General features: G+C 64.8%; 23 protein-coding genes. 15 read left to right on the forward strand and 8 right to left on the reverse strand.

What is annotated here, in order from left to right; genetic code table 11:
• From dnaA to gyrB, 4 genes are all read left to right on the forward strand, one after another.
• Positions 1-1,455 (forward strand): chromosomal replication initiator protein DnaA, encoded by a 1,455-nt coding sequence (dnaA, locus tag O9Z70_RS00005; RefSeq protein ID WP_286020469.1) that lies wholly within the window; start codon positions 1-3, stop codon positions 1,453-1,455.
• Between the two features lie 196 nt (positions 1,456-1,651).
• Complete coding sequence (gene dnaN / locus O9Z70_RS00010; RefSeq protein WP_286020470.1) at positions 1,652-2,776, forward strand: DNA polymerase III subunit beta; 1,125 nt, start codon at positions 1,652-1,654, stop codon at positions 2,774-2,776.
• A gap of 66 nt (positions 2,777-2,842) precedes the next feature.
• Positions 2,843-3,955 (forward strand): DNA replication/repair protein RecF, encoded by a 1,113-nt coding sequence (recF, locus tag O9Z70_RS00015; protein ID WP_286020471.1) that lies wholly within the window; start codon positions 2,843-2,845, stop codon positions 3,953-3,955.
• A gap of 157 nt (positions 3,956-4,112) precedes the next feature.
• Entirely contained in the window at positions 4,113-6,539 is a 2,427-nt protein-coding gene (gene gyrB / locus O9Z70_RS00020) for a DNA topoisomerase (ATP-hydrolyzing) subunit B (RefSeq protein ID WP_286020472.1), read from the forward strand.
• A 169-nt stretch (positions 6,540-6,708) separates the two neighbouring features.
• Here gyrB and O9Z70_RS00025 read toward each other — a convergent pair whose 3' ends face one another.
• From O9Z70_RS00025 to O9Z70_RS00035, 3 genes are all read right to left on the reverse strand, one after another.
• Entirely contained in the window at positions 6,709-7,218 is a 510-nt protein-coding gene (locus tag O9Z70_RS00025) for a flavin reductase family protein (RefSeq protein WP_286020473.1), read from the reverse strand.
• 29 nt (positions 7,219-7,247) lie between these two features.
• The gene (locus O9Z70_RS00030) at positions 7,248-7,604 is read right to left on the reverse strand and encodes a RedY/HapK family protein (protein WP_286020474.1); all 357 of its coding nucleotides are present in this window, start codon (positions 7,602-7,604) and stop codon (positions 7,248-7,250) included.
• An 89-nt stretch (positions 7,605-7,693) separates the two neighbouring features.
• The gene (locus O9Z70_RS00035; RefSeq protein ID WP_286020475.1) at positions 7,694-8,392 is read right to left on the reverse strand and encodes a helix-turn-helix transcriptional regulator; all 699 of its coding nucleotides are present in this window, start codon (positions 8,390-8,392) and stop codon (positions 7,694-7,696) included.
• Between the two features lie 209 nt (positions 8,393-8,601).
• Here O9Z70_RS00035 and O9Z70_RS00040 point away from each other — a divergent pair, with 209 nt between their 5' ends.
• From O9Z70_RS00040 to O9Z70_RS00065, 6 genes are all read left to right on the forward strand, one after another.
• Positions 8,602-9,864 (forward strand): acyl-CoA dehydrogenase family protein, encoded by a 1,263-nt coding sequence (locus O9Z70_RS00040; protein WP_286020476.1) that lies wholly within the window; start codon positions 8,602-8,604, stop codon positions 9,862-9,864.
• Between the two features lie 67 nt (positions 9,865-9,931).
• Complete coding sequence (locus O9Z70_RS00045) at positions 9,932-10,909, forward strand: sugar ABC transporter substrate-binding protein (protein ID WP_286020477.1); 978 nt, start codon at positions 9,932-9,934, stop codon at positions 10,907-10,909.
• Positions 10,909-12,426 carry a sugar ABC transporter ATP-binding protein gene (locus O9Z70_RS00050; protein WP_286022042.1) on the forward strand — a complete coding sequence of 506 codons (1,518 nt, stop codon included), beginning with the start codon at positions 10,909-10,911 and terminating at the stop codon, positions 12,424-12,426. Before O9Z70_RS00045 ends, O9Z70_RS00050 begins: the two co-directional genes overlap by 1 nt.
• Positions 12,423-13,415 carry an ABC transporter permease gene (locus O9Z70_RS00055; RefSeq protein WP_286020478.1) on the forward strand — a complete coding sequence of 331 codons (993 nt, stop codon included), beginning with the start codon at positions 12,423-12,425 and terminating at the stop codon, positions 13,413-13,415. Before O9Z70_RS00050 ends, O9Z70_RS00055 begins: the two co-directional genes overlap by 4 nt.
• Before the next feature lie 13 nt (positions 13,416-13,428).
• Complete coding sequence (locus O9Z70_RS00060) at positions 13,429-15,570, forward strand: N,N-dimethylformamidase beta subunit family domain-containing protein (protein WP_286020479.1); 2,142 nt, start codon at positions 13,429-13,431, stop codon at positions 15,568-15,570.
• Complete coding sequence (locus O9Z70_RS00065; protein WP_286020480.1) at positions 15,567-16,724, forward strand: iron-containing alcohol dehydrogenase; 1,158 nt, start codon at positions 15,567-15,569, stop codon at positions 16,722-16,724. The genes O9Z70_RS00060 and O9Z70_RS00065 overlap by 4 nt, the downstream gene beginning before the upstream one ends.
• A gap of 15 nt (positions 16,725-16,739) precedes the next feature.
• Here O9Z70_RS00065 and O9Z70_RS00070 read toward each other — a convergent pair whose 3' ends face one another.
• Entirely contained in the window at positions 16,740-17,345 is a 606-nt protein-coding gene (locus O9Z70_RS00070) for a hypothetical protein (protein ID WP_286020481.1), read from the reverse strand.
• Positions 17,346-17,381: 36 nt separating this feature from the next.
• Positions 17,382-18,422, reverse strand: a complete 1,041-nt coding sequence (locus O9Z70_RS00075) for an aldo/keto reductase (RefSeq protein ID WP_286020482.1) — start codon at positions 18,420-18,422, stop codon at positions 17,382-17,384.
• Positions 18,423-18,493: 71 nt separating this feature from the next.
• Between O9Z70_RS00075 and trhO the strand changes: the two genes are divergently transcribed.
• Positions 18,494-19,531 carry an oxygen-dependent tRNA uridine(34) hydroxylase TrhO gene (gene trhO / locus O9Z70_RS00080; RefSeq protein ID WP_286020483.1) on the forward strand — a complete coding sequence of 346 codons (1,038 nt, stop codon included), beginning with the start codon at positions 18,494-18,496 and terminating at the stop codon, positions 19,529-19,531.
• Between the two features lie 2 nt (positions 19,532-19,533).
• Here the strand turns inward: trhO and mbfA are convergent, their stop codons facing one another.
• Positions 19,534-20,514 (reverse strand): iron exporter MbfA, encoded by a 981-nt coding sequence (mbfA, locus tag O9Z70_RS00085; protein ID WP_286020484.1) that lies wholly within the window; start codon positions 20,512-20,514, stop codon positions 19,534-19,536.
• A 114-nt stretch (positions 20,515-20,628) separates the two neighbouring features.
• Between mbfA and O9Z70_RS00090 the strand changes: the two genes are divergently transcribed.
• Entirely contained in the window at positions 20,629-21,060 is a 432-nt protein-coding gene (locus O9Z70_RS00090; RefSeq protein ID WP_286020485.1) for a hypothetical protein, read from the forward strand.
• A 61-nt stretch (positions 21,061-21,121) separates the two neighbouring features.
• Entirely contained in the window at positions 21,122-21,670 is a 549-nt protein-coding gene (locus O9Z70_RS00095; RefSeq protein WP_286020486.1) for a copper chaperone PCu(A)C, read from the forward strand.
• A 112-nt stretch (positions 21,671-21,782) separates the two neighbouring features.
• Here the strand turns inward: O9Z70_RS00095 and O9Z70_RS00100 are convergent, their stop codons facing one another.
• A complete protein-coding gene (locus O9Z70_RS00100; protein ID WP_286020487.1) occupies positions 21,783-23,036 on the reverse strand; it encodes an NAD(P)/FAD-dependent oxidoreductase in 1,254 nt (417 codons plus the stop codon).
• A 238-nt stretch (positions 23,037-23,274) separates the two neighbouring features.
• On the opposite strand from O9Z70_RS00100, the gene lepA reads away from it, so the two are divergent.
• Entirely contained in the window at positions 23,275-25,080 is a 1,806-nt protein-coding gene (gene lepA / locus O9Z70_RS00105) for a translation elongation factor 4 (RefSeq protein WP_286020488.1), read from the forward strand.
• Between the two features lie 38 nt (positions 25,081-25,118).
• Here lepA and O9Z70_RS00110 read toward each other — a convergent pair whose 3' ends face one another.
• The gene (locus tag O9Z70_RS00110; RefSeq protein ID WP_286020489.1) at positions 25,119-26,117 is read right to left on the reverse strand and encodes a complex I NDUFA9 subunit family protein; all 999 of its coding nucleotides are present in this window, start codon (positions 26,115-26,117) and stop codon (positions 25,119-25,121) included.
• Between the two features lie 159 nt (positions 26,118-26,276).
• On the opposite strand from O9Z70_RS00110, the gene O9Z70_RS00115 reads away from it, so the two are divergent.
• A complete protein-coding gene (locus O9Z70_RS00115) occupies positions 26,277-26,630 on the forward strand; it encodes a GFA family protein (RefSeq protein ID WP_286022043.1) in 354 nt (117 codons plus the stop codon).
• Positions 26,631-26,681 lie beyond the last annotated feature (51 nt).

A 26,681-nucleotide genomic window follows, 5' to 3' on the forward strand; every position in this document is an offset into this window, starting at 1 on the left:
ATGTCCGATAGCTCTTCCGAAACCCAGCGCGATCTCTGGACCCGCGTGCGCGCCCGCCTCAAGACGGCGGTGGGCGAGGATGTTTTCGCCTCCTGGTTCGCGCGGCTGGAGCTGGAGGAATTGGTCGACGATCTGGTGCATCTGTCGGCGCCGACCCGCTTTCTGTGCTCCTGGGTGCAATCGCATTACGCCGATCGCATCCTGGAAGCCTTCCGCAACGATCTGCCCGAAATAGCGCGCCTGCAGGTCACCATGCGGATCAATGGCCAGGCCCGGCCCCGCCTGAGCCCTGCCGCCGAGGCCGCGCCCGAGGCGGCTTCCCAGACCGCCAATTCCGCCGCGCCCGCCGCGATGGCGGTGGCCGCGCCCGCCATGCCGCGCCTGGTGCGCGACGGCGCCAGGGGCGACGCGCTGTCGGGCAGCGCCATCGACCCACGCATGACCTTTGACAGCTTCGTCGCCGGCAGCGCCAATGAAATGGCCTTCGGCGTCGCCAAGCAGATCGCCAATGCCGCCATCAACAATGCGGTGACCTTCAACCCGGTCTATATCCATTCCACTGTCGGCCTGGGCAAGTCGCACCTGCTCAATGCCATCGCCCATTCGGTGTCGCAGGCCGATCCGTCCAAGAACATCGTCTATCTGACCGCCGATCATTTCATGTACCATTTCATCACCGCCGTGCAGCGCCAGTCGGCGCTCGGCTTCAAGGAATGGCTGCGCCGCGTCGACCTGCTGCTGATCGACGACATGCAATTTCTCCAGGGCAAGTCGGCCACCGAATTCGGCCATACGCTGGGCACGCTGCTGACCGGCGCCAAGCAGGTGGTGGTGGCCGGCGACGCGCCGCCGCGCGATCTCGAAATGCTCGATGAGCGCGTGCGCTCGCGCCTTTCCGGCGGGCTGGTCGTGCCGATTTCGACCTTCGACCTCGAATTGCGCCGCGATATCGTGCAGCGCCGCGCCGAACAGGTGAATGCGCGCTTCGGCATGCAATTCCCCAATGCCGTGATCGAATATATCGCCCGCGCCGTGGTCAGCCATGGCCGCGATCTTGACGGCGCCGTCAACCGCCTGGTCGCCGCCAACCAGCTGACCGGCGAACTGATCACCGTGCCGCTGGCCGAAAAGACCCTGGCCGACCTGATCCGGTTCCGCGACGCCAAGCGCGTCCGCATCGAGGATATCCTCAAGGCCGTTTCCCGCCATTACAAAGTGCCGCGCAACGAGCTGCTCTCGGCCCGCCGCTCCCGCGACGTGGTGCGTCCCCGCCAGATCGCCATGTATCTGGCCAAGGCCCTCACGGCCCGCTCGCTGCCCGAAATCGGCCGGCGCTTCGGCGGCCGCGACCACACCACGGTGCTGCATTCGGTGCGCAAGGTGGAGCAGATGATCAAGGACGATGTCGAGCTCGGCCAGGAAATCGAACTGCTCAAGCGCATGCTGGAGGACTAGCAGCGGCTGTTCAGCGCCGACCTGGTCCCGGCGATCCGTCCCGGGACCGCCGCCGGGCGATGACGAGGTGGTGAAATCGGCGAATTCCGCGCCGGTTTCTGCCCGCCGCCCTTGCTAATTCCTGCGCAAATTGTAAATGTCCAAGCCCCGGTTCGCTGGGGTTTTTGCTGTCCGCGTACCGTCAGGAAATCGTCGAATGAAAGTCACGCTCGAACGCAATCATCTGCTCAAGTCGCTGAGCCATGTGCACCGGGTGGTCGAGCGCCGCAACACCTATCCGATCCTGGCCAATGTGCTGTTCAAGGCCAGCGACGACCGCGTCGAATTGCGCGCCACCGACCTCGATATCGAGGTGACCGAAAGCGTGCCGGCCATGGTGTCGACGCCAGGCGCCACCACGGTGCCGGCCCATACGCTCTATGAAATCATCCGCAAGCTCAGCGATGGCGCCGAAGTGCGGCTGGAGACCGATGGCGGCGAGAACATGGTGCTCACCTCCGGCCGGTCGCGCTTCAACCTGGCCTGCCTGTCGCCCGATTCGTTCCCCGACCTGAAATCGGGCGCTTTCGCCCATGAATTCGACATCGGCGCCGCCTCGCTGCGCGAGCTGATCGAGCGCACGCAATTCGCCATCTCCAACGAGGAGACGCGCTATTATCTGAACGGCATCTATTTCCATGCCGTGGAAAATTCGGCGTCCGGCAACCTGTTCCGCGCCGTGGCCACCGATGGTCACCGCATGGCCCGCGCCGAGATCGCCGCCCCCGAGGGCGCCGGCGGCATGAACGGCATCATCGTGCCGAAAAAGACCGTGGGCGAAGTGCAAAAGCTCCTCGATGGCGTCGATGGCGATGTGCATGTGGAAGTGTCGGACACCAAGATCCGCTTCACAGTGGGCACGGTGGTGCTGCTGTCCAAGCTCATCGAAGGTACTTTCCCCGATTACGACCGGGTGACGCCCAAGAACAATGACAAGCAGATGTTGGTCGACAAGCAGGGCTTTGCCATTGCCGTGGACCGCGTCTCCACCATCGCCTCGGATCGCGGCGGCAAGGCGGTCAAGCTCTCGGCTCGCAACGGCCTGCTCGAGCTTTCGGTCACCAATCCGGACCATGGCACGGCCAGCGAGGAAGTGGCGGTGGATTTCGACACCGACGGCTTCGAGATCGGCTTCAATGCCCGCTATCTGCTCGACATCATCACCCAGATCCGCAGCGACAATGCGGTATTCCTGTTCAACGACGCCAATTCGCCGACCCTGGTGCGCGAGGAAGGCAGCGAGGCCAGCGCGCTTTATGTGCTGATGCCGATGCGGGTTTAGCATCGAATTCCTGGCTGCCACGAAGGCCCCTATCGGCCCAGAGAGCCGGGTGAGGGGGCCTGTCACTTGATCCGCCACATTTCCCGCCTGCGCCTCACCGCCTTCCGCAATTATGCCTCGGCCGCGCTCGATCTGGACGCGCGCCACGTGGTGCTGACCGGGCCCAATGGCTCGGGCAAGACCAATCTGCTCGAAGCGGTGTCGGTGCTGTCGCCGGGACGCGGGCTGCGCGGCGCCAGCTTCGATACGCTCCAGGCCCAGGGTTCGGACATTGCCTGGGCGGTGGCGGCGACGGTCGAGACCGCGGATGGCCCCGCCGATATCGGCACCGGCGCCCAGCCCGATGGCGGGCGGCGGGTGCGCATCAATGGCGCCAATGCCCGTTCCATCGAGGCGATGAGCGATTATCTGCGGCTGCTGTGGCTGACCCCTGCCATGGACGGACTGTTTTCCGGGCCGGCCGGCGAGCGGCGGCGCTTTCTCGACCGGCTGGTGACCACGCTGATCCCGGCCCATTCCGCCGCAGTGTCGGATTTCGAGAAAGTCATGCGCCAGCGCAACCGGTTGCTGGAGGAGGACGGCGACCGGCGCTGGCTCACGGCACTCGAGGCGCAGATGGCCGAACTGGGCGCCGCCATCCACCTCAACCGCGCCGACAGCCTGGCCCATTTGCAGGCGCTGATCGTCCAGAGCCTGGAAGACGGCAATTTCCCCGCCGCCCTGTTGTCGCTGACCCCGCTGGTCGAGCATGAGCAGGAACCCGCCACCTCGGCGGCGCTGGAAACCCTCCTGGCGCAGCGCTGGCATGACCTGCGCGGCCTTGATCGGGCGGCGGGACGCACCACATATGGACCGCACCGGGTCGATCTCGAGGTCACCCATGCGCAAAAGGCCATGCCGGCTTCCCTGGGCTCGACCGGCGAGCAGAAGGCGCTGCTGATCGGCCTGATTCTCGCCCATGCCCGGCTCGTGCGTCTGCGGACCGGCATCGTGCCTTTCCTGCTGCTCGACGAGATCGGCGCCCATCTCGATCCCGACCGCAGAAAGGCGCTGTTTCAGGCCTTGGACGGGCTCGAAACCCAGTGCTTCCTCACCGGCACCGACCCGGTTCTGTTCGAAGCGCTTGGCGACCGGGCGCAGCATATCGCGGTGCGCGACGGGCGCCTGGCCGGCGCCTGAGACCGCCTTTCGGTGCGGCCGGCGGGCCGCGATGCCGGCGGCGCTTCCGCAAGAGCCGGAAATCCCCGGCAAATGACCGGAAATGGCCAATTTCCTTGGGGTTTCGACCCCGTTCCGCTAGAACAGAATCCATGCATAAACCACTGATTCGGACCCTATGAGCGACAGCGAAAACCCGATCCCCACCGAATATGGCGCCGACAGCATCAGGGTCCTGAAAGGCCTCGATGCGGTGCGCAAGCGTCCGGGCATGTATATCGGGGATACCGATGACGGTTCGGGCCTGCACCACATGGTCTATGAGGTGGTGGACAATGCCATCGACGAGGCCCTGGCCGGCCATGCCGACCTGGTGACGGTGGCGCTCAATGCCGACGGCTCGGTGACGGTGACCGATAATGGCCGCGGCATTCCCACCGGCCTGCACAAGGAAGAGGGCGTTTCGGCGGCCGAGGTCATCATGACCCAGCTGCATGCCGGCGGCAAATTCGACCAGAATTCCTACAAGGTGTCCGGGGGCCTGCATGGCGTCGGCGTCTCGGTGGTCAATGCGCTCTCGGTCTGGCTGCGCCTGCGCATCCGCCAGAAGGGCCAGATTCATGAAATGAGCTTCAGCCATGGCGACGCCGACGCGCCGCTGAAAGTGGTGGGGGATTATGAGGGCCGCTCGGGCACCGAAGTGACCTTCCTGCCCAGTCCCCTGACTTTTTCCATGGTCGAGTTCGATTTCAAGACGCTCGAGCACCGCCTGCGCGAAATGGCTTTCCTCAATTCGGGGGTGCGCATCGTGCTGAGCGACCTGCGCCATCCCGAGCCGGTCAGCAGCGAGCTGCATTACGAGGGCGGGCTGGAAGCCTTTGTGCGCTATCTCGACAAGTCCAAGACCGGCGTTATCGACCAGCCGATCACCATGGCCGGCGAGCGCGACGGCATCTTCGTGGAAGTGGCGCTGCAATGGAATGACAGCTACCACGAAAACGTGCTGTGCTTCACCAACAACATCTTCCAGCGCGATGGCGGCACCCATCTGGCCGGCCTGCGCGGGGCGCTGACGCGCCAAGTGATCGGCTATGCCGAAAGCTCGGGCATCGCCAAGAAGGAAAAGGTGAGCCTGACCGGCGACGATACGCGCGAGGGACTGACCTGCGTGCTCTCGGTCAAGGTGCCCGATCCCAAATTCTCGTCGCAGACCAAGGACAAGCTGGTCTCCTCCGAAGTGCGCCCGGCGGTCGAGAACATCGTCAATGAAAAACTCGGCCAATGGTTCGAGGAGCATCCCAACGAGGCGCGGGTCATCGTCGGCAAGGTGGCCGAGGCGGCCGCGGCCCGCGAGGCCGCCCGCAAGGCGCGCGAACTGACCCGCCGCAAGGGCGCGCTGGAAATCTCCTCGCTGCCCGGCAAGCTCGCCGATTGCCAGGAACGCGATCCGGCAAAGTCCGAAATCTTCATCGTCGAGGGCGATTCGGCCGGTGGCTCCGCCAAGCAGGGCCGCGACCGCTCCAACCAGGCGGTGCTGCCGCTGCGCGGCAAGATCCTCAATGTGGAACGGGCCCGGTTCGACCGGATGATCTCGTCCGACCAGGTCGGGACGCTGATCACCGCGCTGGGCACCGGCATCGGCCGGGAAGAGTTCAACCCGGACAAGCTGCGCTACCACAAGATCATCATCATGACCGACGCCGACGTGGACGGCGCCCATATCCGCACGCTCCTGCTGACCTTCTTCTACCGGCAGACGCGCGAGCTGATCGAACGCGGCCATGTCTATATCGCCCAGCCGCCGCTCTACAAAGCCACGCGCGGCCGCTCCGAGCTTTATCTCAAGGACGAGGTAGCGCTGGAGGATTACCTGCTGGAAGGCGGGCTGGAAGACGCCGCGTTCAAGACCCGCGACGGGATCGTGCATGCCGGGCCCGATCTGCTCGGTATCCTGCAACAGGCCCGCGACATCACCAAGGCCATCGACAATCTCAATACCCGCTATAACCGCAATCTGGTGGAACAGGCGGCCATTGTCGGCGGCCTCGATCCCGATGGCATGTCCGATCCGGCCAAGAGCCAGGAAACGCTGGAACGCGTCGCCAATCGCCTGGACCGCATTTCCAACGAGCTGGAGCGCGGCTGGACCGGCGAGATCACCGAGGACGAGGCTCTGGCCTTTTCCCGCACGGTGCGCGGCGTCACCGAGACGCATCAGATCGACCGGGCCTTGCTGCAAAGCGCCGATGCGCGCAAGCTCAGGGCCCTGGCCGAGCGGCTGGACGAATTGTTCGGCGGCGTTCCGACCCTGACCCGCAAGGGCGACAGCATCGACATTTTCGGGCCGTCCTCGCTGTTCAAGGCGGTGACCGATGCCGGGCGCAAGGGCGTGTCGTTGCAGCGCTATAAGGGCCTGGGCGAGATGAATGCCGAACAGCTCTGGGAAACCACGCTCGATCCCAATGCGCGCACCCTGTTGCGCGTCGAGATCGACCAGACCGATGAAGCCGACCAGATCTTCACCGCGCTCATGGGCGACCTGGTCGAGCCGCGCCGCGACTTCATCCAGGACAATGCGCTCAATGTGAGCAATCTGGACGTTTAGGCGTTACTGCGTTGAGGGAGCACTTTTGCTCCCTGCGCTCTCCGGCGTCGCCTAACCACGGCGTCATTCCCGCGAAAAATGCGGTAGCAGCCTGAAATGGACTATGGGCAATCCCGCTCGTCACCCTCGCGTCGGGCGCGAGGGTGACGATCAGAGAAAGAGCCGCCTTTCAGACGATCGAGCGAAAAGCGCTGTCAAAGTAGAGCAATGGGCATTTTTCCTGCTCGGCGACGCTGGCATTGTCGACCGCAGCGAAGAATACGGTGTGACTTCCCATCTCGATGGCATTGAAGATCGTGCAGTCGAGGGTCGCCAGCGCGCTGGCCAGCAGCGGATTGCCATTGGCGCTCTCCACCCATTGCCCGGCTTCGAACCGGCGCTCCCGGGCATGGGGATCGGCGAAGCGGTCGGCAATGGGACGGTCGGCATGGCCCAGAATGGAAACGCAGAAGCTGCCGCGGCGGCGGATCGGCGCGCAACTGGACGCGGTACGGTTGACGCAGACCAGCACGATTGGCGGCGCCAGCGAGACCGAGGTGAACGAACTCACCAGCAGGCCATGGCGGACGCCGCCTTCATTCGCCGTCAGCAGGCAGACGCCGGCGGCCAGATTGCGCATGGCCAGGCGCAGATGGTCCGAGGTCGTGGGACTATCGGTGGAGATGGCGTTGGAAAGCATGCCGGCCTCGCTCAATCCGGGAATATCCACTAGGCCTGCGCGGGCAGCGGCGGGCGCGCGCCATGCGGCAGGTCGGCGATGAAGCGGGTGCCGTAACAGGCATTGACGCTGGACGTATCGACGAACATGGGGAAGGTCTCCATGACATAGGCCATGCCTTCGCCGGCCAGCGCCTTCTGCCAGGCTTCGACGCTTTCCACCTCGATATCCTCCATGATCTGAAAGCGCTGCTCCCCGTCCAGGGCGCCCTCGATCACATAGACCTCGAAGCGGATGACGCCGGGCTGGCCGGGCGCGATGCGCTGATCGATCTCGCGCGACCAGGCCTTGTATTGCTCGAGGGACACGCCCGGCTTGAGGTTATAGGTGACGAAAATCTTCTGCATCGGGCAGTCCTGGCATGAATGTTGATCCTGGCCAGGATGATGGAAGGCGAAACCGCGCAGTGGCAATCAACCGTTAGGTGGAGGCGATGTCAGGGGCGAACGACGCGGGCGACCATGGCGGCGCGGTTCTCCACCCCCATCTTATTGAAGATATTGATCATATGGGTCTTGGCAGTGGCAAGGCCGATGCCGAGAAGCTGCGCCACATCGGCATTGGTGGCGCCATTGCTGACCAGCATGACCACGTCAATTTCACGCTGGGTCAGCCCATATTGATGTTGCAGGCGATTGACGGTCTGGCGCTCCGTGACGCTGGGATGGCTGTGCAGGGCCACTTCCACATAGCTTTGCATAGTCTGGGCAGTGGCGAGCGTCGTGGCCGAAAGCGGCGAATCCGAACGCAGCTTGAGCACGCCCAGGCCGGCAAAAGCGCGCCCGTCCTTCCAGAACAGCATGTCCATGCAATCCTCGATGTCATAGGCGCTGAGAAAGCCGCGATAGCGGTCGCGCGCATCGGCCGGCACCGCGGCGCTTTCCTCTTTGAGCAGGCCGATCCGCTTATTGCGGTCGACGAGACGGCGGGCCAATAGCGGGTCCGATTGCCAGATATCGCTGTCATAATCGGTGAGACAGGTCTGGCTGACGCCGAAAATCACCGGATCGCTGACGGTATTGCTGTCATCGAGCCAATAGAAAACGGCGCCCGATGCATCGAGCATGGACGAGACGAAGCGCGCGGTTTCGCGCACCATGTCCATGCCGGAACTATCCACTCCACCCTGTCTCATGCTCACTCCATGAGCAGATTTCTCCTCCGCCTGCTCAATGGGCGGGAATCTGACGGGCATCCGAAATCTTTGTCAATGGCTTTGTCGGCGCCGGTCGAAGGCCTCTCAACCGAAAGGTTGATTGCTCCCCGGCTGGTCATCGGGTCGTCATGTTGGCAGCAAGCGGAGACCGGCCATGCTGGCGCCGCGCCCTTACAGCGAGATTGACTATGCCCGGCCTGACCGTTTCTTCCCGACCCGCCGCTCCGTTGAGCGAAACCAGCCCCAGCCCCGACGAGATGGTGGCGCGGGCTGCGTCCATGCGCGAGTTGCTGCGGGCCGAACAGCAGGCGACCGAGGAACGCAGCTTCTATTCGGAAGAAATCCACGACCGGTTCAAGCAGCTCGGCCTCTACCGCATCATGCAGCCCAAAATGTTCGGTGGCTATGAGATGAGCGTGGAGACCTTCTATCGCGTCGTCATGGAAATCGCGCGCGGATGCCCGTCCACCGGCTGGTGCTTCTGTCTGGGATCGGCGCATGTGTTGCAACTGGCCTCGCATTTCGGCGAGCAGGCGCAGCGTGAAGCCTTCGGGGATTCGGGCGAATTCATCGCCGCCGCCCGCGACCTGCCGGCCGGCACGGTCCGTCCCGTTGCCGGCGGCTACGAGGTTTCCGGCACCTGGAACTATTGCTCCGGCGCGCCCTATTCGACCCATTTCATCGGTGTCGCCAAGCTGGTGGATGCACAGGGAAATCCCGATCCCGATGGCGAGCGCCGGCTGGTAATGATCCCGCGCGCCGACTGGACGCTCATGGACGATTGGCGCGGGCTTCTGGGCATGCGCGGCAGCGGCTCGCATTCGATCAAGGTCGACAAGGCCATCATTCCCGAACATTTCGTCGTTGCCGGCGACGTGCTGGAAACCGTCGATACCGAGGCTGGAACGCCCGGTTTCCACCTGCATGGCAATGCGCTTTACAATGGCCGCAATCTCGGTTTCTTCCACGGCGAGTTTGCCGCCATATTGAGCGGCATCGCCCATGCCGCCATCGATGAATACGATACCATCATCCGCCTCACCCGCACCGTGCCGCCGCTATCGCCGGGCTTCAAGGCCGAAGCCGCCGATTATCAGCGACCCCTGGGCATCGCGCTGGGCCAGGCCGCCGCCGCCCGCGAAGCGGCCCTGGGCGGCAGCCGCTTGCTGGCGCAGGTCAGCGAACGCGGCTCGAATGGCGGGGAGCCATTCAGCCTGGAGGAGGATTTGCTGATCGAGGGCTTGCAGGCGCAGTCAGCGCGACTCTCCTATGAAGTGGTGGAGATGCTGGTGCGGATGAGCGGGTCGTCCAATGCGGTCCGCAATGGCCGGCGCATGGAGCGCTATCTGCGCGATGCCTCGGTCTATCGCAGCCACGCCCAGGGCTCATTCGTCGAGATCATGGCCACCGAACTCGCCAAGGTGCACCTGGCTGGGCCGGGGCCGAACTAGCCGCTGTTTTCACACGCGCATCGCGGACCTGCGCCGTACTCGTTACATGTCCGCTCGGAGGGAAAGAATGAAACGCAGAACTCTATTGAAAGGCCTGGCTGCCGGCGGTCTCGTCACCGCCCTGCCCATGCCCTATATCGGAGCCCAGCATAACGCGATCTCGCCGCGAACCGGCAAGCCATTCCAGATCGCGTTCAGCCATCCGGTTTCCGAAGCCCCCATCGTCTCCCGCATCCGCAATTTCGCCACCGAGCGCGGGGCCGAATTGGGGGTCGAGGTGCTGCACGATTCCACCACCAGCTCGCAGCTCGATCGCCAGGTGTCGACGCTCGAAACCTGGATCGAGGCCAATGTGGACGCCATCTGCGTCTCGCCCATCTCGCCGTCTTCGATCGCCGGATTGCAAAAGGCCGCGCAGGAAAAGGGCATTATCTGGACCACCTATGCCATGCCGATGGAGGGCTCGGACGGCACGCTGGGCTGGGACAATGACGAAAGCGGACGCCTGGTCGGCGAGCATTGCGCCAAATGGCTGAGCGAGCAGGATATCGACGGCGAAGTGCTGCTGCTGACGCTGAAGGCGATCCAGAGCGGCCAGGGCCGGACAGACGAACCGCAGCGCATCCTGTCGGCACTGGACGGCACACGCATCGTCTCGGCCCAAGACGCCTCGGACGCCGCCAAGGGCCTCCAGGTCACCGAAAACGTCTTGCAGGCCAATCCCGGCCTCAACGTGGTTATCGGCTTCAGCGACGATGGCGCCCTGGGCGCCTTGCGGGCCTTTACCGGCACCGACAAGGACCCGGCCCAGTGCTATATCGCCGGCCAGGACGGCTCGCTCGAAGCGCTGCAACGCATCCGCGAAGGCGGATTCTACAAGGCGTCCTCCGCCCTGCCGGTCAAGAGCATCGGCCACGGCGTCGTCGACCTCAATTACGAGCTGTTGACCGGCACCGCCAAGTCCGATGTGTTCAATGTCGGCGTGGTTCTGGCCAGCATGGATGATCCGGCCCAATTGGACGACCTGATCTCGCAGTGGGACTGATGATGGCCGAAGCGCAACCCGCCCTTGAAATTTCCGGTCTGCGCAAGAGCTTCGCCGGCATCGAGGTCGTCAAGGGCGTGGATCTGACGGTTCATCGGGGCGAGGTCGTCGCTCTTCTCGGCGCCAATGGCGCCGGGAAATCCACCGTGATCGGCTGTCTGGCCGGCAATCACCGGCACGATGGCGGCACGGTGGCCATCGATGGCCGGGTCTTCGACGATCTCGACCCGCTCAAGGCGGGCAAGGCCGGCATCGCCGTCATCCACCAGCATCCCAGCGTGGTCGAGAACCTCTCGGTGGTCGACAATATGTTCCTGGGCCGCGAGATCGGGCGCGGCGGTCTGATCGACCGCCGCGCCCAGCGCCGGCAGGCCCAGGCGGTGCTGGACGGATTGGGCGGGCAATTGTCGCCCGACACGCTGGTGGCCGATCTTTCCCCGGGCGGCCGGCAATTGGTGGAGATCGCCCGGGCGCTGCTGCGCCGCCCCTCCATTCTGATCCTCGACGAGCCGACGGCGGCTTTGGGCAAGGAGGATGTCGAGCGCCTGCTGGCGCAGGTGCGGCAGCTCGCCGCCTCGGGGCTGGCCATCCTCTATGTCACCCATCACCTGCAGGAATTGCCCAAAGTGGCCGATAGCGTCACGGTGATGCGCGACGGCCTCGTGAGTTTTTCCCGCGCCATGTCCGAGCTGACCCTGGCCAATATCGCCGAGGCGATCAGTCCGGGCTATCTCCGCGCCGAAAATCCGGCGGCACCGGTCGCCGCCGATGCGCCCGCCATCCTCGAACTCGACCAGGCCCGGATCGGCCGCGCGCCGCCGATATCCTTTTCGGTCCGCGCCGGCGAAATCGTCGGCGTCTTCGGCCTGTTGGGCAGCGGCCGCACCAATCTGCTTGAAGGCATTTTCGGATCGCGCGGCGCTATCGGCGGCATTATGCGTTTTCGCGGCGCCCCCTCGTCTTTCACCGATCCCGGCGCGGCGATCGCCGCGGGCATCGCGCTCGTCGCCTCCGACCGCGTCCGGCAAAGCGCCTTTATGGGCCTCAATGCGCTGGAAAACCTGCTGATGCCGCATCTGGGCGGCATGGCCCGCCATTTCCGCCGCAGCGGCAAGGCCGAAGCCGCCGAATTCACCCGCATCGCCCAAAGGCTCAAGATCAACCCGCCGCTGCCGGGCATCGCCATGGGGGCGCTTTCGGGAGGCAATGCGCAGAAGGTGGCGGTCGGACGCTGGCTCAGCCAATATGCCGATAGCGCCCTATTGATGCTGGACGAGCCGACACAGGGCATCGATGTCGGTGCCCGCGCCGATCTTTACGACCTGGTCCGCGGCTTCGTCGCCGACGGCGAGCGCGCCGTGCTGTTCACCTCGTCCGATGCCGATGAAATCCTGCTGCTGGCCAGCCGCTACATCGTGCTGGGCCGCGACGGTATCGTCGCCGCCGGCAATATAGCCGAGATCGACGCCGATGGGCTGGTCGCCCTCGTGCATGAAATCGAAAGACAAGCCTCATGACGCAAACCTCCGGCACGATATCGGCCTTGCCAGCCAAGACCAATATCTTTGCGCTGCTGCGCTCGCCCGTCTTCACGCAGAACATGCTGCTCATCGCCATCGTTCTGGTCATGCTCGGCTTTTCCCTGGCCAGCGGCGCGTTCCTGACCGGTGGCAATATCCGCAATATCGCGCTGCAATCCTCGATCATCATGATCGTCGCCATTCCCAGCGCCCTGCTGATCATCTCGGGCTATGTCGATCTCTCGGTCGGCTCCATCCTGGCGGTATCCGGTGTTTGCGCGGGGCTGGCCTCGATGAGTTTTGGCATGCCTGTGGGGGTGCTTTGCGGCATCGCCGCGGGCGCGGCCGCCGGGGCGGTCAATGGCTATGTCATCGCCATTCGCGGTTTCTCGCCGGTCATCGTCACCCTCGGCATGTTGACCCTGTTGCGCGGTCTCGCCATGGTCATCGCCGCCTCGCCGATCTACGGCTTTCCCGAAGCCATGTCGCAATTGGGACGCGGCACGTTGTTCGGCGTGCCCTATCTGGTGCTCATCGCCCTTGCCGTCGCCCTGGCCGGCGGTTTCGTCACGGCGTTCTCGCCGCTGGGCCGGCATATCTTCGCCATCGGCGTCAATGCGCGCGCTGCCTTCCTATTGGGCATCCGCGTCCGCTCGACCGTGTTCCTGCTCTATGTGCTGACCGGGGCCGCCGCCGGCCTGGGGGGCGCCTTGCAGGCCGCCCGGCTCGACAGCGCTCCGGCCGAAAGCCTGGGCAGCGGGTTCGAATTGACGGTGCTGACGGCGATCCTGCTCGGGGGCGTCTCCTTTTCCGGCGGGCGCGGCCGCATTTTCGGCGTGGTGCTGGGAATCTGGTTCCTGGGCGTGCTGCAAAACGGCCTGACCCTGCTCAATGTGCCGATTTCCTGGACCTCGGTGGTCACCGGCGTGGCCCTGGTCACGGCGGCGGGGCTCGATCACCTGAGCCAGCGTGGCGCCCGGCGCTAAAGGATACGCAAGAATGAACATCATCGGATATGCCGACCGGATGACGGTCGCGCCGGGTGAAACCATCACCTTTCATGTCAGCAGCGACAAAGCCGATTGCCGGGCCGGCCTGGTCCGCTATGTCGGAGCGGCCCATGGCCAGCGCTCCGCCCAGCGCGAGCCCATCGCCATTGACGGGCTCGGCGCCTTCACCGCGCAGCGGCAGCAGACCATATTGGGGTCATACGGCATCCTGCCAATGCCGCAGCGCCCCGTTCGCGCCTTCCAGCTCTGGATCTGGCCGACGCGCAGCGCGCTAAAAAGCCGCCAAACCATCGTTCATACCGATGCCTGGTCGCTGTTCATCGAGGGTGGCCGAATCGGCCTTGAGGCCGGCGATGTGCGGGCCGATGGCGGCGCGGTCGAGGATCGCGCCTGGTATCTGGTAGCCGGCAATATCGGGCCGGATGGTCTGGATATCCATGTCGAACGCGTCGGCCCTGGCCGGCCGCCCGACAGCGTGGTCCGCGCGGCCCAGCGGGGCCAGATCGCGTTCGGCGCCGAGAACACGCTGATCCTGGCGGCTTCCGGGCCGGGACAGGCCCATTACAACGGCAAGATCGAGCGTCTGCGCCTCTTTGCGGAGGCCTTGGATAAAGCTGATATCACAGCGCTGCGCGATGACGGCAAGGCGCCCCGCCCGGTCGCCGATTGGCGGTTCGAAGACCGGATGAGCGGCGATGTGCTGGTCGACCACGGCCCGCAGGCCCTCGAAGGAAAGCTCCATCACCGGCCGGCGCGGGCCATGACCGGGCATGGCTGGGATGGCACCACTCAGATTGCGGCGCATAAACCCGAGCAATATGGTGCCATTCACTTTCACGACGACGATCTCGCCGATGCCGGATGGACCCCCGATATCGCGCTGGCCATCCCCCACGATCTGCGCAGCGGCGCCTATGGCCTGCGCGTCGACAATGGCGAGGAGGCCGATGAAATCCCGTTCTTCGTGACGGCCGGCACGGCGTCGCACGATGTGCTTTTCCTCGCGCCTACCAATACCTATCTCGCCTATGCCAACGAGCATATGGCCGAGTCGGAGACCATCGACTGGTCCGAAGTGCGGGTCGGTTCGCCCGTGCTCAATGCCTATGATCGCGCCATTTTTGCCGATCCGACGCTGGGCCTTTCAAGTTACGACATGCATAGCGATGGCTCGGGCGTGTTCTATTCGGCCCGCCGGCGGCCCATCCTCAATTTCCGTGCCGATTACCTGAGTTGGGTCGTGGGCGGTCCGCGCCATTTCGCGGCCGACCTGCAGACCATCGGCTATCTGGAGCAGCGTGGTTTCGACTATGCCTTGGCCACCGACGAGGATCTCGACCGCGAGGGCGCGGCGCTGCTGTCGCGCTACAAGGTGGTGCTGACCGGAACGCATCCCGAATATTGGACGCGGCCGATGATGGACGGTCTCAGCGGCTATCTCCAAAGCGGCGGGCGCTTGCTCTATCTTGGCGGCAATGGTTTTTATTGGGTCACCGCTTGCACCGGACCGGACCGCGACGGCATCGAGGTGCGGCGGGGCATGGTGGGCACGCGGGTCGCCAATTCGGGTCCCGGCGAGGCCGGTTTGTCGTCGACGCTGCAATCCGGCGGTCTCTGGCGCCATTGTGGCTACGTGCCCCAGGCGCTGGTGGGCGTCGGCATGGCCGGGCAGGGCTGGGGGAGCGGCGCCGGCTATCGCCGTCTGCCCGCGAGCTATGACGGCGAGGGCGCCCGATATTTCCGCAATATCGATGCCGAGGAATTGGGGCATTTCGGCCATGTGATGGGCGCCGTCGTGGGCGACGAGATCGACCGGCTCGACTTCGCCCTGGGCACGCCCAGCCATGCGCTGCATCTGGCCACCTCGACGCCCTTGAGCAGCAAATACATGCTGACGCATGAGGATTTGCTGGCCACGACCCGCGCCGTTGCCGCACCGGACAATGACCTGGTCCGTTCCGACATCGTCGCCTTCGATCTCGATGGCGGCGGCAAGGTGTTTTCAGCCGGTTCGATCAGCTTTGCCGGCGCACTGGCCTGGGACGATTATGACAATCCTATCGCTACCATGATCGACAATGTCATGAGCGTTTTTCTCGACCGCGACCGGGCGGCCAATGGTGAGCAATGATGATGGATTTCGATCTCAGCAATCCCACGCGCATCGTCTTCGGCCAGGGCAGGATTGACGATCTTGGCAAACTCGTGCCGCGCTCGGCACGTGTCCTGCTGCTGTTCGGCGGCGGCAGCATCAAGCACAACGGCGTCTATGACCGGGTCATGACGGGGCTCGGTGACCGCTTCGTATTGCCCTTTGGCGGCGTCGAGGCCAATCCGCAATATGACACCGTCATGGCGGCGCGGGCGGCGCTGATCGAGGCCGATTGCACCTTCGTGCTCGGCGTAGGCGGCGGCTCGGTGATCGACGCGTCCAAATTCCTGGCGCGGATCGCCACGATGGCGGCAATGGATCCCTGGGACGCGCTGGTGGCCGGTGACCACCCGCCGGCGCCCTTGCCCAATGGCGCGGTGCTGACCCTGCCGGCCACCGGTTCGGAGAGTAATGCCGTATCGGTGATTTCGCGGGCCGATTATGGCCTCAAGCTGCCCTTCGCCTCCGACGGCGCCCGCCCCGCCTTCGCCGTGCTGGACCCCGATACGATGAAATCGCTCTCCCGCCGGCAGCTTGAAAATGGCGTCGTCGATGCCTTCACCCATGTGATCGAGCAATATCTGACCCTGCCGGTCGATGCGCCGGTGCAGCATGGCTATAGCGAGACGCTGCTCCGGACCTTGATCGACTGGGGGCCGGTGCTGATCGAGACGTCTTCGGACGAGAGCCGGGCGGCGATCATGTGGGCTGCCAACCAGGCGCTCAACGGTCTCATCGGCAGCGGCGTGCCGCAGGACTGGTCGACCCACATGATCGGCCACGCCCTGACGGCCCTCTATGGCATCGACCACGCGCGCACGCTTTCGGCGGTCATGCCGTCGCTGCTGCGTTTCAAGTCCGCCGGCAAACTGGCCATGCTGGTCCGCTATGGCCGGAAGGTGTGGCAGCTTGACCATGCCGACGACCAGGTCGTCGCCGCCCAGGCCATCGACCGCACCGCCGCCTTCTTCAAACAGATGAATTGCCCGACGAAACTGTCCGATTTCACCGATATCGCCGTCGAGCCCGAAGCGGTGGTGAGCCTCATCGCCAGGGCCGGCCAGTTTCCGCTGGGAGAAAGCCGGGATATCGGCGCCCGGGAAGTCCGCGCCATATTGGAGATGGCGCGATAGGCGCCCTGCTATTGCTTACTGATACCAGCCCAGATTATCGGCTGTGTGCTTGTCGAAATGCAGCGTCACCTGCGCGTCCTCGGTTGCCTGGTGGACGCCGTCCACGAATTGTCGCTGCAGCAAGGTGATGGTCTGCGCCTCGGCGTCGTGGCCGCTATAGAGATAGTCGAAGCAATCGTTGGCCCCCTCGATCTGCATCATGGCGGCGATGTCCTCCCGCAGCCGGTGCAGGTCCCGGCCTTCGATGGCCAGGCCGTCCTCGCGTGAATAGGCGCGCACCGAGGCGATCCAGTCGAAGCCGGCCTCGCAGAAATAGCGGTCGTCGCGGAACACGCCCCGGTCGACGAGGGAAATGTCCACCGCCTCGCTCCAGGGATTGGACAATTCATAGCCCGCGCCGCTCTCGTCCGCCCACAGATAGATGTCGGACCAGGCGCATTCGCCGTCCTGCTGATTATAGCACCAGCGTTCGGCGCCCAGCATCAGCGTGGCCAGTTCGGCAAGGGGCAGGCGCTTTCCCGGCTTGAAGCGGTCGATGATGGCCTGGCTGGCCGCATCATAGGCCAGGGCCGGACCAATGCCGGCCCCGAGAACAGCTAGAATGGCGATGAAGCGGCGCATGACAATTCCTTCCCGGCACGGGCAGGCGATGAGACGCTAGCGCAGCCAGCCCTGCGGGCGGGGCTGCAGTTCCATCTGCCCGTCCCTGGTCGCGGCGTCGATGGCGGCGATTTCCTCTTGCGAGAGCTCCAGATTGTTGAGCACGCCCAGATTGTCCTTGAGCTGGTCGAGCGTCCGCACGCCGATCAGCGCCGAGGTCATTTCCGGCCGGCGCAGCACCCAGGCCAGCGCCAATTGCACCATGGACTGGCCGCGGGCCTTGGCGATGTCGGCGACCTTGTCGACCGCCGCCAGCACGCGCGGCTCGATATGGCTGGCGCGCAGCGTGCCATTGGGATTGTCGCCCCGCGTCCCGGCGGCGGCGCCGGCATTATTATACTTGCCCGACAGCACGCCCTGGGCCAGCGGCGAGAAGGCGATGACGCCGATGCCCAATTCGCCGCAGGCATCGATGGTGCGGTCGTTCTCGATCCAGCGATTGATCATCGAATAGCTGGGCTGGTGGATGGTGGTGGCAATGCCCATCTCCTTGAGGATGCGATGGGCCTCGCGCGTCTGCTGTTCGGGATAGGAGGAGATGCCGACATAAAGCGCCTTGCCCGAATGCACCGCATGGGCCAGCGCCCCCATGGTTTCCTCCAGCGGCGTGTCGGGGTCGAAGCGGTGGGAATAGAAGATATCGACATAGTCGAGCCCCAGCCGTTTCAGGCTCTGGTCGAGGCTGGCCAGCAGATATTTGCGGCTCCCCCATTCGCCATAGGGACCGGGCCACATATTGTAGCCGGCCTTGGTGGAAACGATCATCTCGTCGCGATAGGGGCGGAAATCGCGCGCCAGCACCGCGCCGAACAATTCTTCCGACGAGCCGGCCGGCGGCCCGTAATTATTGGCGAGGTCGAAATGGGTAATGCCCTGGTCGAAAGCATAGGAGAGGATTTCCAGCGCGCCGGGATAATCGCGGGTGCCGCCGAAATTCTGCCACAGGCCCAGGCTCACCACCGGCAGTTTCAGGCCGGAACGGCCGGAGCGGCGATATTGCATATTGTCATAGCGCGCCGTATCGGCCCGATAGGTCATGTTCTGTCTCCCGATGTCCTGGCTGCGGTCACCCGTGACGCCGGGCGCGACCGGTGATATGAGCGAGGCAGATGACCGCGCACAGCTCTTATTCCATGCCCAGTCTGCCCCAGGAAAATCATCCATACAAGGTGATGGCGCTCTATAAATTCGCCGCGCTGCCCGACGCCGAACGCCTCAAGGCGCCGCTGGCGGCGTTCTGCTGCGCGCGCGGCATCAAGGGCACGCTGATCCTGGCGCCCGAGGGCATTAATGGCACATTGGCCGGGACGCCGGAGGCCATCGGCCAATTGGCGGATTACCTGTTCGCTTCCGGCCCGTTCGGCACCCGGCTGACCGGCGCCGAGGTGAAATATTCCTCTGCCGAAACCGCCCCCTTCCTGCGCATGAAAGTGCGTCTCAAGCCGGAAATCGTCACCCTGCGGGCGCCGGAAGCCGATCCGAACCGGCAGGTCGGCACCTATGTCGAGCCGGAGGACTGGAACGCGCTGATCGCGCGCAATGACGTGGTGCTGGTCGATACCCGCAACGATTACGAAGTGGGCCTAGGCACGTTTCAGCGGGCGCTCGACCCCCAAACGCAGAGCTTTGTCGAGTTCAAGGATTATGTGGCGCAGAACCTCGATCCGCAGCGCGACCGCAAGGTCGCCATGTTCTGCACCGGTGGCATTCGCTGCGAGAAAGCGTCGAGCTATCTGCTGAGCCAGGGTTTCGAGGAAGTCTTTCACCTGAAAGGCGGCATTCTCAAATATCTCGAAACCGTCCCGCCCGAGGACAGCCGCTTTGCCGGCGAATGTTTCGTCTTCGACGAGCGCGTTTCGGTCGGCCATGGGCTGGAGCCGGGCAAGGCCAGCCTGTGCCGCGCCTGCCGCCATCCGCTGACCGAAGCCGAGCGGCGGCATCCCGATTTTCACGAGGGCGTTTCCTGCCCCCATTGCATCGGCGACAAGGCCAAGCACCAGGCCGCCGCCGAGCGCCAGCGCCAGATGGACCTGGCCGGCCAGCGCGGCGGCGCGCATCTGGGCGACGCGGCGGCCGAGGACGCCGCCCGGCGCCGGGCGCTCAAAAAGGCCCGTGCGGAGCAATCGCGCCTGGCCAACAAGAACTAGGATCAGGCATTGCCGATCAGGATGCCGGCGGCGAAAACCAGCGATCCGCCCAGCACCACCTGCATCACCGCCCGCCAGAACGGGGTCTGCATATAGCGCTGCTGGATGAAGGCGATGGCCCAGAGCTCGAACAGCACCACGATGATGGCGATGGTCGTGGCCAGCCGGAAATTGCCGATGAGATAGGGCAAAGCGTGGCCCAGCCCGCCAATGGCGGTCATGATGCCGGCGGCAAGGCCCCGCTTGAGCGGCGAGCCGCGTCCGGTCAGCTTGCCATCGTCCGCGGCGGCTTCGGTAAAGCCCATGGAAATGCCGGCGCCGATGGCGGCGGCGAGGCCGACCAGAAAGGTCTGGTGGGTGTCGCCGGTGGCGAAGGCAGCGGCAAAGACCGGCGCCAGGGTGGAGATCGAGCCGTCCATCAGTCCGGCCAGTCCCGGCTGCACATAGGTCAGCACGAATTGGCGATGCGCCACCTTTTGCTCGCTCTCGCGCCCCTTCTCGCCCAGCACCTGCTCATCGATCTGGCCGGCGCGCCGGGCGTGGCCTTTCTCGATAAGGGCGAGATCGCCCAGCAGCCTGCGGCTGCCGGCATCGGCGACCTGCTGGGCGGCGCTGAGATAGAAGCGCCAAGACCCTTCCTCCATCTCCCAGATCTGCTGGCGCGCCTGTTCCAGGGTGAGGGTCTTTTGCAGCCAGACCGGCCTGCGCGCCGGAAAGCCGCGCACATGTTCGCGGCGGATGGGCACCAGCCGCTTGCCGAAGCGGGCGATATAAAGATCGAGCAGGCGCCGCCGGTGTTCATCCTCTTCCGCCGCCATGCCTTCGAACAGGGCGGCGCTGCCCGGATAGGCCTCGCCCAGACGCGCCGCGAATTCGGAATAGATGCGCCCATCTTCTTCCTCGGCGGCAATGGCGAGGGCGAGGATTTCGCGCTCGGACAGGCTGGAGAAAGCGCGGCGATTGTCGGGCCAGAGGCGAAGCATGACACCCTCGTTGATTAGAATGGCTCTAAACAATCTTTAGAACCATTCTAATGTTGAGGCAATGGGCGCTATGCTGCGACAACGTGCTTGCCGCGCCCGCCGGCCATGAGGCTTGTGACGCGGAGGGCTCCGGGCTATGCCAGCAGCATGATCCCGATGCAGCATGTCTGGCGCGGAATGTTTCGCGAGATGGCCACCGCGCTGGCGGTATTGGCTCTCTATGTGCTGATTCTGCTGCTGCCGCTGCACCAGGCCGCCGGGTTGCAGCGCGATCTCAATGCCATCGGCTATTCGACGCTCAGCGCCTGGTCATTGTGCCAGCCGCAGACCGTGGGCGATGGCGACGCGCCGGTAGACGCGGCGGCGCTGACCTGCCCGGTCACCGGCATCGCCAAGCAGCACTTCACCCCCATCTTGCCGGCCGCGCCGGATTTCGCGCCGCCGGCAGGCTCGGAAAGCATCGGCCTTGCCGCCGCCTTCGACAGGCTCTCGCCGCGCCTGCCCGCCCATAAGGGGCAGCCGCGCGCCCCTCCCGTCACGGCCTGATCCCAGCAACCCGGCGGCTTGCCGCCGCCGATCAGCCCGATTCTTGACTGGAGAACTTTCCATGATCCGTACTTATATCCGCGCCGCCGCCGCACTTTTGCCGCTGCTACTGCTTTCCCCCTCCCTGGCCCAGGACCATGATGGCCATGCCGGCCATGGCGAGGCCGCGGCCCATGACCATGCCGCGACCGACCATGAGGTCCATCTCGGCGACCTGGTCATTTCCGGCGCCTTTACCCGGGCCACCCTGCCCAATGCCCCGGTGGCCGGCGGTTTCCTCACGCTTGTCAATCAAGGCGGGGAAGACGATGTGCTGGTCTCGGCCAGTGCCGATATCGCCAGGGAAACCCAGATCCACGAAATGGCGATGGAGGGTGATGTCATGAAAATGCGCCAACTCGCCGATGGTCTCATCGTGCCGGGGGGCGAAACGGTCGAGCTCAAGCCCGGCGGCTTTCACATCATGTTAATGGGCCTCAATGGGCCATTGGTGGAAGGCGAGCAGGTTCCGGTAACCCTGACTTTCGCCAAGGCCGGAACCGTCACGATCGAACTCTCGGTCGCCGGAACGGCGGCCCAGGGGCTGGAACACGATCATTCGGGGCATTGACCTTCTGAGCTCGTCACCCCCGCGCCTGGCGCGGGGGTGACGAAGCGGTGCGTGGGGAGGCCAGCGACCACGCCGTGCTTCACGCGTTTGACCCCCAGGCAAATTCCCCGAATCACCCGCCGAGGAATCGCTCCATGCGGAAGGGGCGGATATCGATCGCCGTTTCTTCGCCGGTCATGGCCTGCGCCAGCAATTCGCCGGTCGCCGGGCCGAGGGTGAAGCCATGATGGGCGTGGCCGATGCCGGCATAGAGCCCCTGATGCCTGGGCGCCTTGCCGATGATCGGCATCATGTCCGGCGTACAGGGGCGGGCGCCCTTCCAGGGCTGCGGGTCCACGCGCTCGCCCAGCGGGAACAATTCCCGCGCCGCCTTTTCCGCCTTGGCCAGCTGAATCGGCGTCGGGCGGGCATCGCGCATGGCGAATTCGGCGCCGGTGGTGATGCGGATGCCGGCAGCCATCGGCGCCATGGCATAGCCCACTTCCGGATCGAGCAGCACGTGCTTGAGTTCCACCCCCTCGGCGGGGCGGTAATGCATGTGATAGCCGCGCTTGACGAAAAGCGGCAGGCGATAGCCCAAAGGCTCCAGGATATCGGGCGCCCAGGGGCCGAGCGCGATCACCGCCTGCCTGGCGGTCAGCCGCGTGCCATTGACCAGCGTGCTCCAGCCATCCGCCTCGGGACTGAGCCCGGCGGCCGCGCCGTGGACGAAGGTGCCGCCCAGGGTTTCGAACAGCTTGAAATAGGCGCCGACCAGAGCCCCCGGATCGCTCACCGTCCAGGGATCGGTCCAGTGAATGGCGCCGCTGAGCCCGCCGATCAGATGCGGCTCCAGAGCCTTGAGCGCCGGCCAGTCCAGCACTTCGAAGCCGATGCCGAACTGTTCGCGGTCGGCCCGGGCCTTGCCGATATCGGCCTCCAGCCTGTCGGGGCTGCGGAAGGCGAGGTACCAGCCATCGCGGGAAATCAGCTTTTCCGCCTCCGGCCCTGCTGCGGCGATCAGGTCGGCATGGGTGAGAATCGAGCGTCCGATCAGCGGCGCATATTGCGCGACCACCCGGCGATAATGCTCGGGCGAGGATTCCCACCAATATCTGAGCAGCGGCGGCGCCAGCTTGGGCAGAGCCAGCGGCTCATAACGGGCGGAGGTGGAAAGATGCAGCCCGACCTGCAACAGGGTTTGCAGATCGCGCGGAAAGGCATGGGGCCGCACGCCTTCGCGCTGGATGATGCCGGCATTGCCGAAGGAGGTTTCCCGGCCCGGTGCATTCTTGTCCACCAGCGTCACGCTGCGCCCGCGCCGCAACAGGTGGATGCCCGTGGCGACGCCGACAATGCCCGCGCCCAGAATGATGACGTCGCTCATACATGTTCCCTTTATCGTCCTGGCCGAACCTAGCAAAGCACAGGCGGCATTTTTCGTCTATCCGACGGAGAGGAGGGGCCGCCATGCAATAATTGGCGCGTTGCCATGGAAAATGCGCAATATCCTCTCGCTGTCCCGGCGGCGATAAGCCGGCGCGCGGTTCCGCCTCCGCCACCGCCGCCCTTAACCGCGCGGAAACCATCTTTCTCGCGCTCCGCGCTTCTGCTATCAGCGCCCCATGACCACGCCGCTCAAGAATATCCGCAATTTCTCCATCGTCGCCCATATCGACCATGGCAAATCGACACTCGCCGACCGCCTGATCCAGATGACGGGCGGGCTCGACACGCGCGAGATGAAGGCGCAGGTGCTCGATAACATGGATATCGAGCGCGAGCGCGGCATCACCATCAAGGCGCAGACCGTTCGGCTGAGCTATAAGGCAGAGGACGGCGAGGATTATATCCTCAACCTCATCGACACGCCCGGCCATGTCGACTTCGCCTATGAAGTCTCCCGCTCCATGGCCGCCGTCGAGGGCTCGCTGCTGGTGGTCGACGCCTCCCAGGGGGTCGAGGCGCAGACGCTGGCCAATGTCTACCACGCGCTCGACGCCAATCACGAGATCGTGCCGGTCCTCAACAAGGTCGACCTGCCGGCTGCCGATATCCCCCGGGTCAAGACCCAGATCGAGGACGTCATCGGCATCGATGCCAGCGACGCGCTCGAAATCTCGGCCAAGACCGGCATCGGCATCGACACCGTGCTCGAAGCCATCGTCACCCGGCTGCCGGCCCCCAAGGGCGAGCTCGATGCGCCGCTCAAGGCGCTGCTGGTGGATTCCTGGTACGACACCTATCTCGGCGTCGTCGTCCTGGTACGCATCGTCGACGGGGTGATGAGAAAGGGCCAGCGCATCCGCATGATGGCCTCGGGCGCCGTCTATGAGCTCGACCGCGTCGGCGTCAACACCCCCAAACTGGTCGAGGTCAAGGAACTGGGCCCGGGCGAATTGGGCGTCTTCACCGCCGGCATCAAGGAAGTGGCCGACACCAATGTCGGCGACACCATCACCGACGACCGCAAGCCCACCGCCGAGCCGCTGCCCGGCTTCCGCCCGGCCCAGCCGGTGGTGTTCTGCGGGCTGTTCCCGGTCGACGCGTCCGATTTCGACGAATTGCGCGCCGCCATGGGCAAGCTGCGGCTCAACGATGCCAGCTTCTCCTTCGAGATGGAGACCTCGGCGGCGCTCGGCTTCGGCTTCCGCTGCGGCTTCCTGGGCCTGCTGCATCTCGAAATCATCCAGGAACGGCTGTCCCGGGAGTTCAATCTCGATCTCATCGCCACCGCCCCTTCGGTGGTCTACGAGGTGGAGATGACGTCGGGCGAGACCATCTCCCTGCACAATCCGGCCGATCTGCCGGACGTGATGAAGATCGAGCAGATCCGCGAACCCTGGATCAAGGCGACCATCCTGACCCCGGACGAATATCTGGGCGCCATCCTGAAACTCTGCCAGGACCGACGCGGCATCCAGCAAAATCTCTCCTATGTCGGGGCGCGCGCCCTGGTGGAATATGAATTGCCGCTCAATGAAGTGGTGTTCGATTTCTACGACCGCCTGAAATCGATCAGCAAGGGCTATGCCAGCTTCGACTACCAGCTCGTCGAGCACCGCGAGGGCGACCTGGTCAAGCTCTCGATCCTGGTCAATGCCGAGCCGGTCGACGCGCTCTCCATGCTGGTGCACCGCTCGGTGGCCGAGCAGCGCGGCCGCGTCATGTGCGAGAAGCTCAAGGAGCTGATCCCGCCGCATCTGTTCGTCATCCCCATCCAGGCGGCGATCGGCGGCAAGATCGTCGCCCGCGAAACCGTGCGTGCCATGCGCAAGGACGTCACCGCCAAATGCTATGGCGGCGACGCGACCCGCAAGCGCAAGCTGCTGGAAAAGCAGAAGGCCGGCAAGAAGCGCATGCGTCAGTTCGGCTCGGTGGAAATTCCGCAGGAAGCCTTCATCAAGGCGCTGAAAATGGGCGACGATTAACCGGCTGGTGTGGACGCCAGCCGGGCCGCCATCGGCAGCTAGGCGGTGACGCTGCCGTTCGGGTCGGCCTGGTCCTGGCGGTCGAATTCGCCATTGCGGCGGAAGCGCCACATATAGGTGGGCAGCACCTGGTCCATTGAGGTCGGCTCGATTCCGAAGGCGGCAAAGGTGCGCTTGTCCTTCCTGGCCGCCTCGGACACTACATTGTCGACGCCCAGCAGGTTCACCTGGTCGCCGGTGATCAGCGGCTTGAAGGGCAGGATGCCCAGCAGCGCCGCGCCGAACTTGGCCAGCCCGGCGGGCATAGGCAGCAGCAGGCGCTTGCGGCCGGCCTCGCGCAGGATGCGCCGCATCAGCGCCTCGTGGCTTTCCACGTCCGGCCCGCCCAGCTCATAGATGCGCCCGGTCTTGACCGCGCCCTCGGCCGCCTTGGCCAGCGCCTCGGCGACATCGCCGACAAAGACCGGCTGGAACAGCGTCTTGCCCGAGATCAGCGGCAGGATCGGGAACAGCCGGGCCAGGGTGCCCATGAGGTTGAAGAAGCCGTCGCCCATGCCGAACATGATCGAGGGGCGCAGGATCACCGCCTGGGGGAAGGCCTCCAGCACCGCGGCCTCGCCCGCCAGCTTGGAGGCGGCATAGGCGCTGACTCCGGCCGCCTTGTCGACGCCCAGCGCCGACATATGCACCAGCGCGCCCGCCCCGGTGGCCTTGGCGGCGCGGGCGATGAGGGTGGCGCCTTCGACATGCACGGCGGCGAACCGCTGCTTGCCGCTCTCATGGCCGACCCCGACCAGATTGACGACGATGTCGGCGCCGGCGACGGCGCGCTGCACCGAGGCTTCATTGCGCAGATTGGCCTGGATCGGCACCACCTGGCCGACAGCGCCGAACATGCGGGTTTCCCCCGCCAGGTCGGGCCGGCGCACCGCCACGCGGATGCGATAGCCCTGGCGCGCCAGCAATTGCACCAGATGCGTGCCGACAAATCCCGATCCACCGAAAATGGTGACGAGCTTGGGGGCAGTGCGATCCATGGCTTGGCTCCAGATCAGGCAGGAAGTCTTCCGCCGCTTCTAGCGCAAGCGGCTTGCTCCTGTCGAGCCTTGCCGCGTCCCATCGCGCCACAGCGGGCGCTTGACTCCGGCGGTTATCGTTCTTTATTTGTTCTGAGAAGGAGAAATCACGTGCCGTCAATGCAGGACTTTCACGGCGGGTGCCATTGCGGCGCCGTCCGCTTCACCGCCCATACCGACCTTTCGGGCCTGGGCGATTGCAATTGCTCGCGCTGCCGGCGCCTGGGCTGGGTGATGCAATCCATGCCTGCCAGCCAGTTCACGCTGCAATCGGGCGAGGACAATCTGACCCTTTATCGGTTCAACACCGAAAAGATCGATCACCTGTTCTGCAAGACCTGCGGCATCGAGTCCTTTGCCCGGGGCGGCGACGGCAAGGGCAATGAGATGGTCATGGTCAATGTGAACTGTTTCGACGAGGCGCCAGCCATCGATCGCAGCGCGATCAAGCACTGGGATGGTGCGAACTTCTGAAAAGGGGTGGCAAGCGCATTGACATTAGCGTGACGCCGCCCTAGTTACACG

The organism is Devosia sp. YIM 151766 (genome assembly GCF_030285925.1).
GTDB lineage: Bacteria > Pseudomonadota > Alphaproteobacteria > Rhizobiales > Devosiaceae > Devosia.

Excerpts from the sequence above, each read along its gene's own strand:
- O9Z70_RS00075 (WP_286020482.1), bottom strand. The coding sequence starts at position 18,422 with ATGACCTATCGGGCCGATACGGCGCGCTATGACAATATGCAATATCGC.
- O9Z70_RS00040 (WP_286020476.1), top strand. The coding sequence starts at position 8,602 with ATGCCCGGCCTGACCGTTTCTTCCCGACCCGCCGCTCCGTTGAGCGAA.
- O9Z70_RS00035 (WP_286020475.1), bottom strand. The coding sequence starts at position 8,392 with ATGAGACAGGGTGGAGTGGATAGTTCCGGCATGGACATGGTGCGCGAA.
- lepA (WP_286020488.1), top strand. The coding sequence starts at position 23,275 with ATGACCACGCCGCTCAAGAATATCCGCAATTTCTCCATCGTCGCCCAT.
- O9Z70_RS00070 (WP_286020481.1), bottom strand. The coding sequence starts at position 17,345 with ATGCGCCGCTTCATCGCCATTCTAGCTGTTCTCGGGGCCGGCATTGGT.
- O9Z70_RS00055 (WP_286020478.1), top strand. The coding sequence starts at position 12,423 with ATGACGCAAACCTCCGGCACGATATCGGCCTTGCCAGCCAAGACCAAT.
- O9Z70_RS00100 (WP_286020487.1), bottom strand. The coding sequence starts at position 23,036 with ATGAGCGACGTCATCATTCTGGGCGCGGGCATTGTCGGCGTCGCCACG.
- O9Z70_RS00065 (WP_286020480.1), top strand. The coding sequence starts at position 15,567 with ATGATGATGGATTTCGATCTCAGCAATCCCACGCGCATCGTCTTCGGC.
- dnaN (WP_286020470.1), top strand. The coding sequence starts at position 1,652 with ATGAAAGTCACGCTCGAACGCAATCATCTGCTCAAGTCGCTGAGCCAT.
- gyrB (WP_286020472.1), top strand. The coding sequence starts at position 4,113 with ATGAGCGACAGCGAAAACCCGATCCCCACCGAATATGGCGCCGACAGC.
- O9Z70_RS00025 (WP_286020473.1), bottom strand. The coding sequence starts at position 7,218 with ATGCTTTCCAACGCCATCTCCACCGATAGTCCCACGACCTCGGACCAT.
- O9Z70_RS00115 (WP_286022043.1), top strand. The coding sequence starts at position 26,277 with ATGCAGGACTTTCACGGCGGGTGCCATTGCGGCGCCGTCCGCTTCACC.
- O9Z70_RS00060 (WP_286020479.1), top strand. The coding sequence starts at position 13,429 with ATGAACATCATCGGATATGCCGACCGGATGACGGTCGCGCCGGGTGAA.
- mbfA (WP_286020484.1), bottom strand. The coding sequence starts at position 20,514 with ATGCTTCGCCTCTGGCCCGACAATCGCCGCGCTTTCTCCAGCCTGTCC.
- dnaA (WP_286020469.1), top strand. The coding sequence starts at position 1 with ATGTCCGATAGCTCTTCCGAAACCCAGCGCGATCTCTGGACCCGCGTG.
- O9Z70_RS00045 (WP_286020477.1), top strand. The coding sequence starts at position 9,932 with ATGAAACGCAGAACTCTATTGAAAGGCCTGGCTGCCGGCGGTCTCGTC.
- O9Z70_RS00095 (WP_286020486.1), top strand. The coding sequence starts at position 21,122 with ATGATCCGTACTTATATCCGCGCCGCCGCCGCACTTTTGCCGCTGCTA.
- trhO (WP_286020483.1), top strand. The coding sequence starts at position 18,494 with ATGACCGCGCACAGCTCTTATTCCATGCCCAGTCTGCCCCAGGAAAAT.
- O9Z70_RS00110 (WP_286020489.1), bottom strand. The coding sequence starts at position 26,117 with ATGGATCGCACTGCCCCCAAGCTCGTCACCATTTTCGGTGGATCGGGA.
- O9Z70_RS00050 (WP_286022042.1), top strand. The coding sequence starts at position 10,909 with ATGATGGCCGAAGCGCAACCCGCCCTTGAAATTTCCGGTCTGCGCAAG.
- O9Z70_RS00030 (WP_286020474.1), bottom strand. The coding sequence starts at position 7,604 with ATGCAGAAGATTTTCGTCACCTATAACCTCAAGCCGGGCGTGTCCCTC.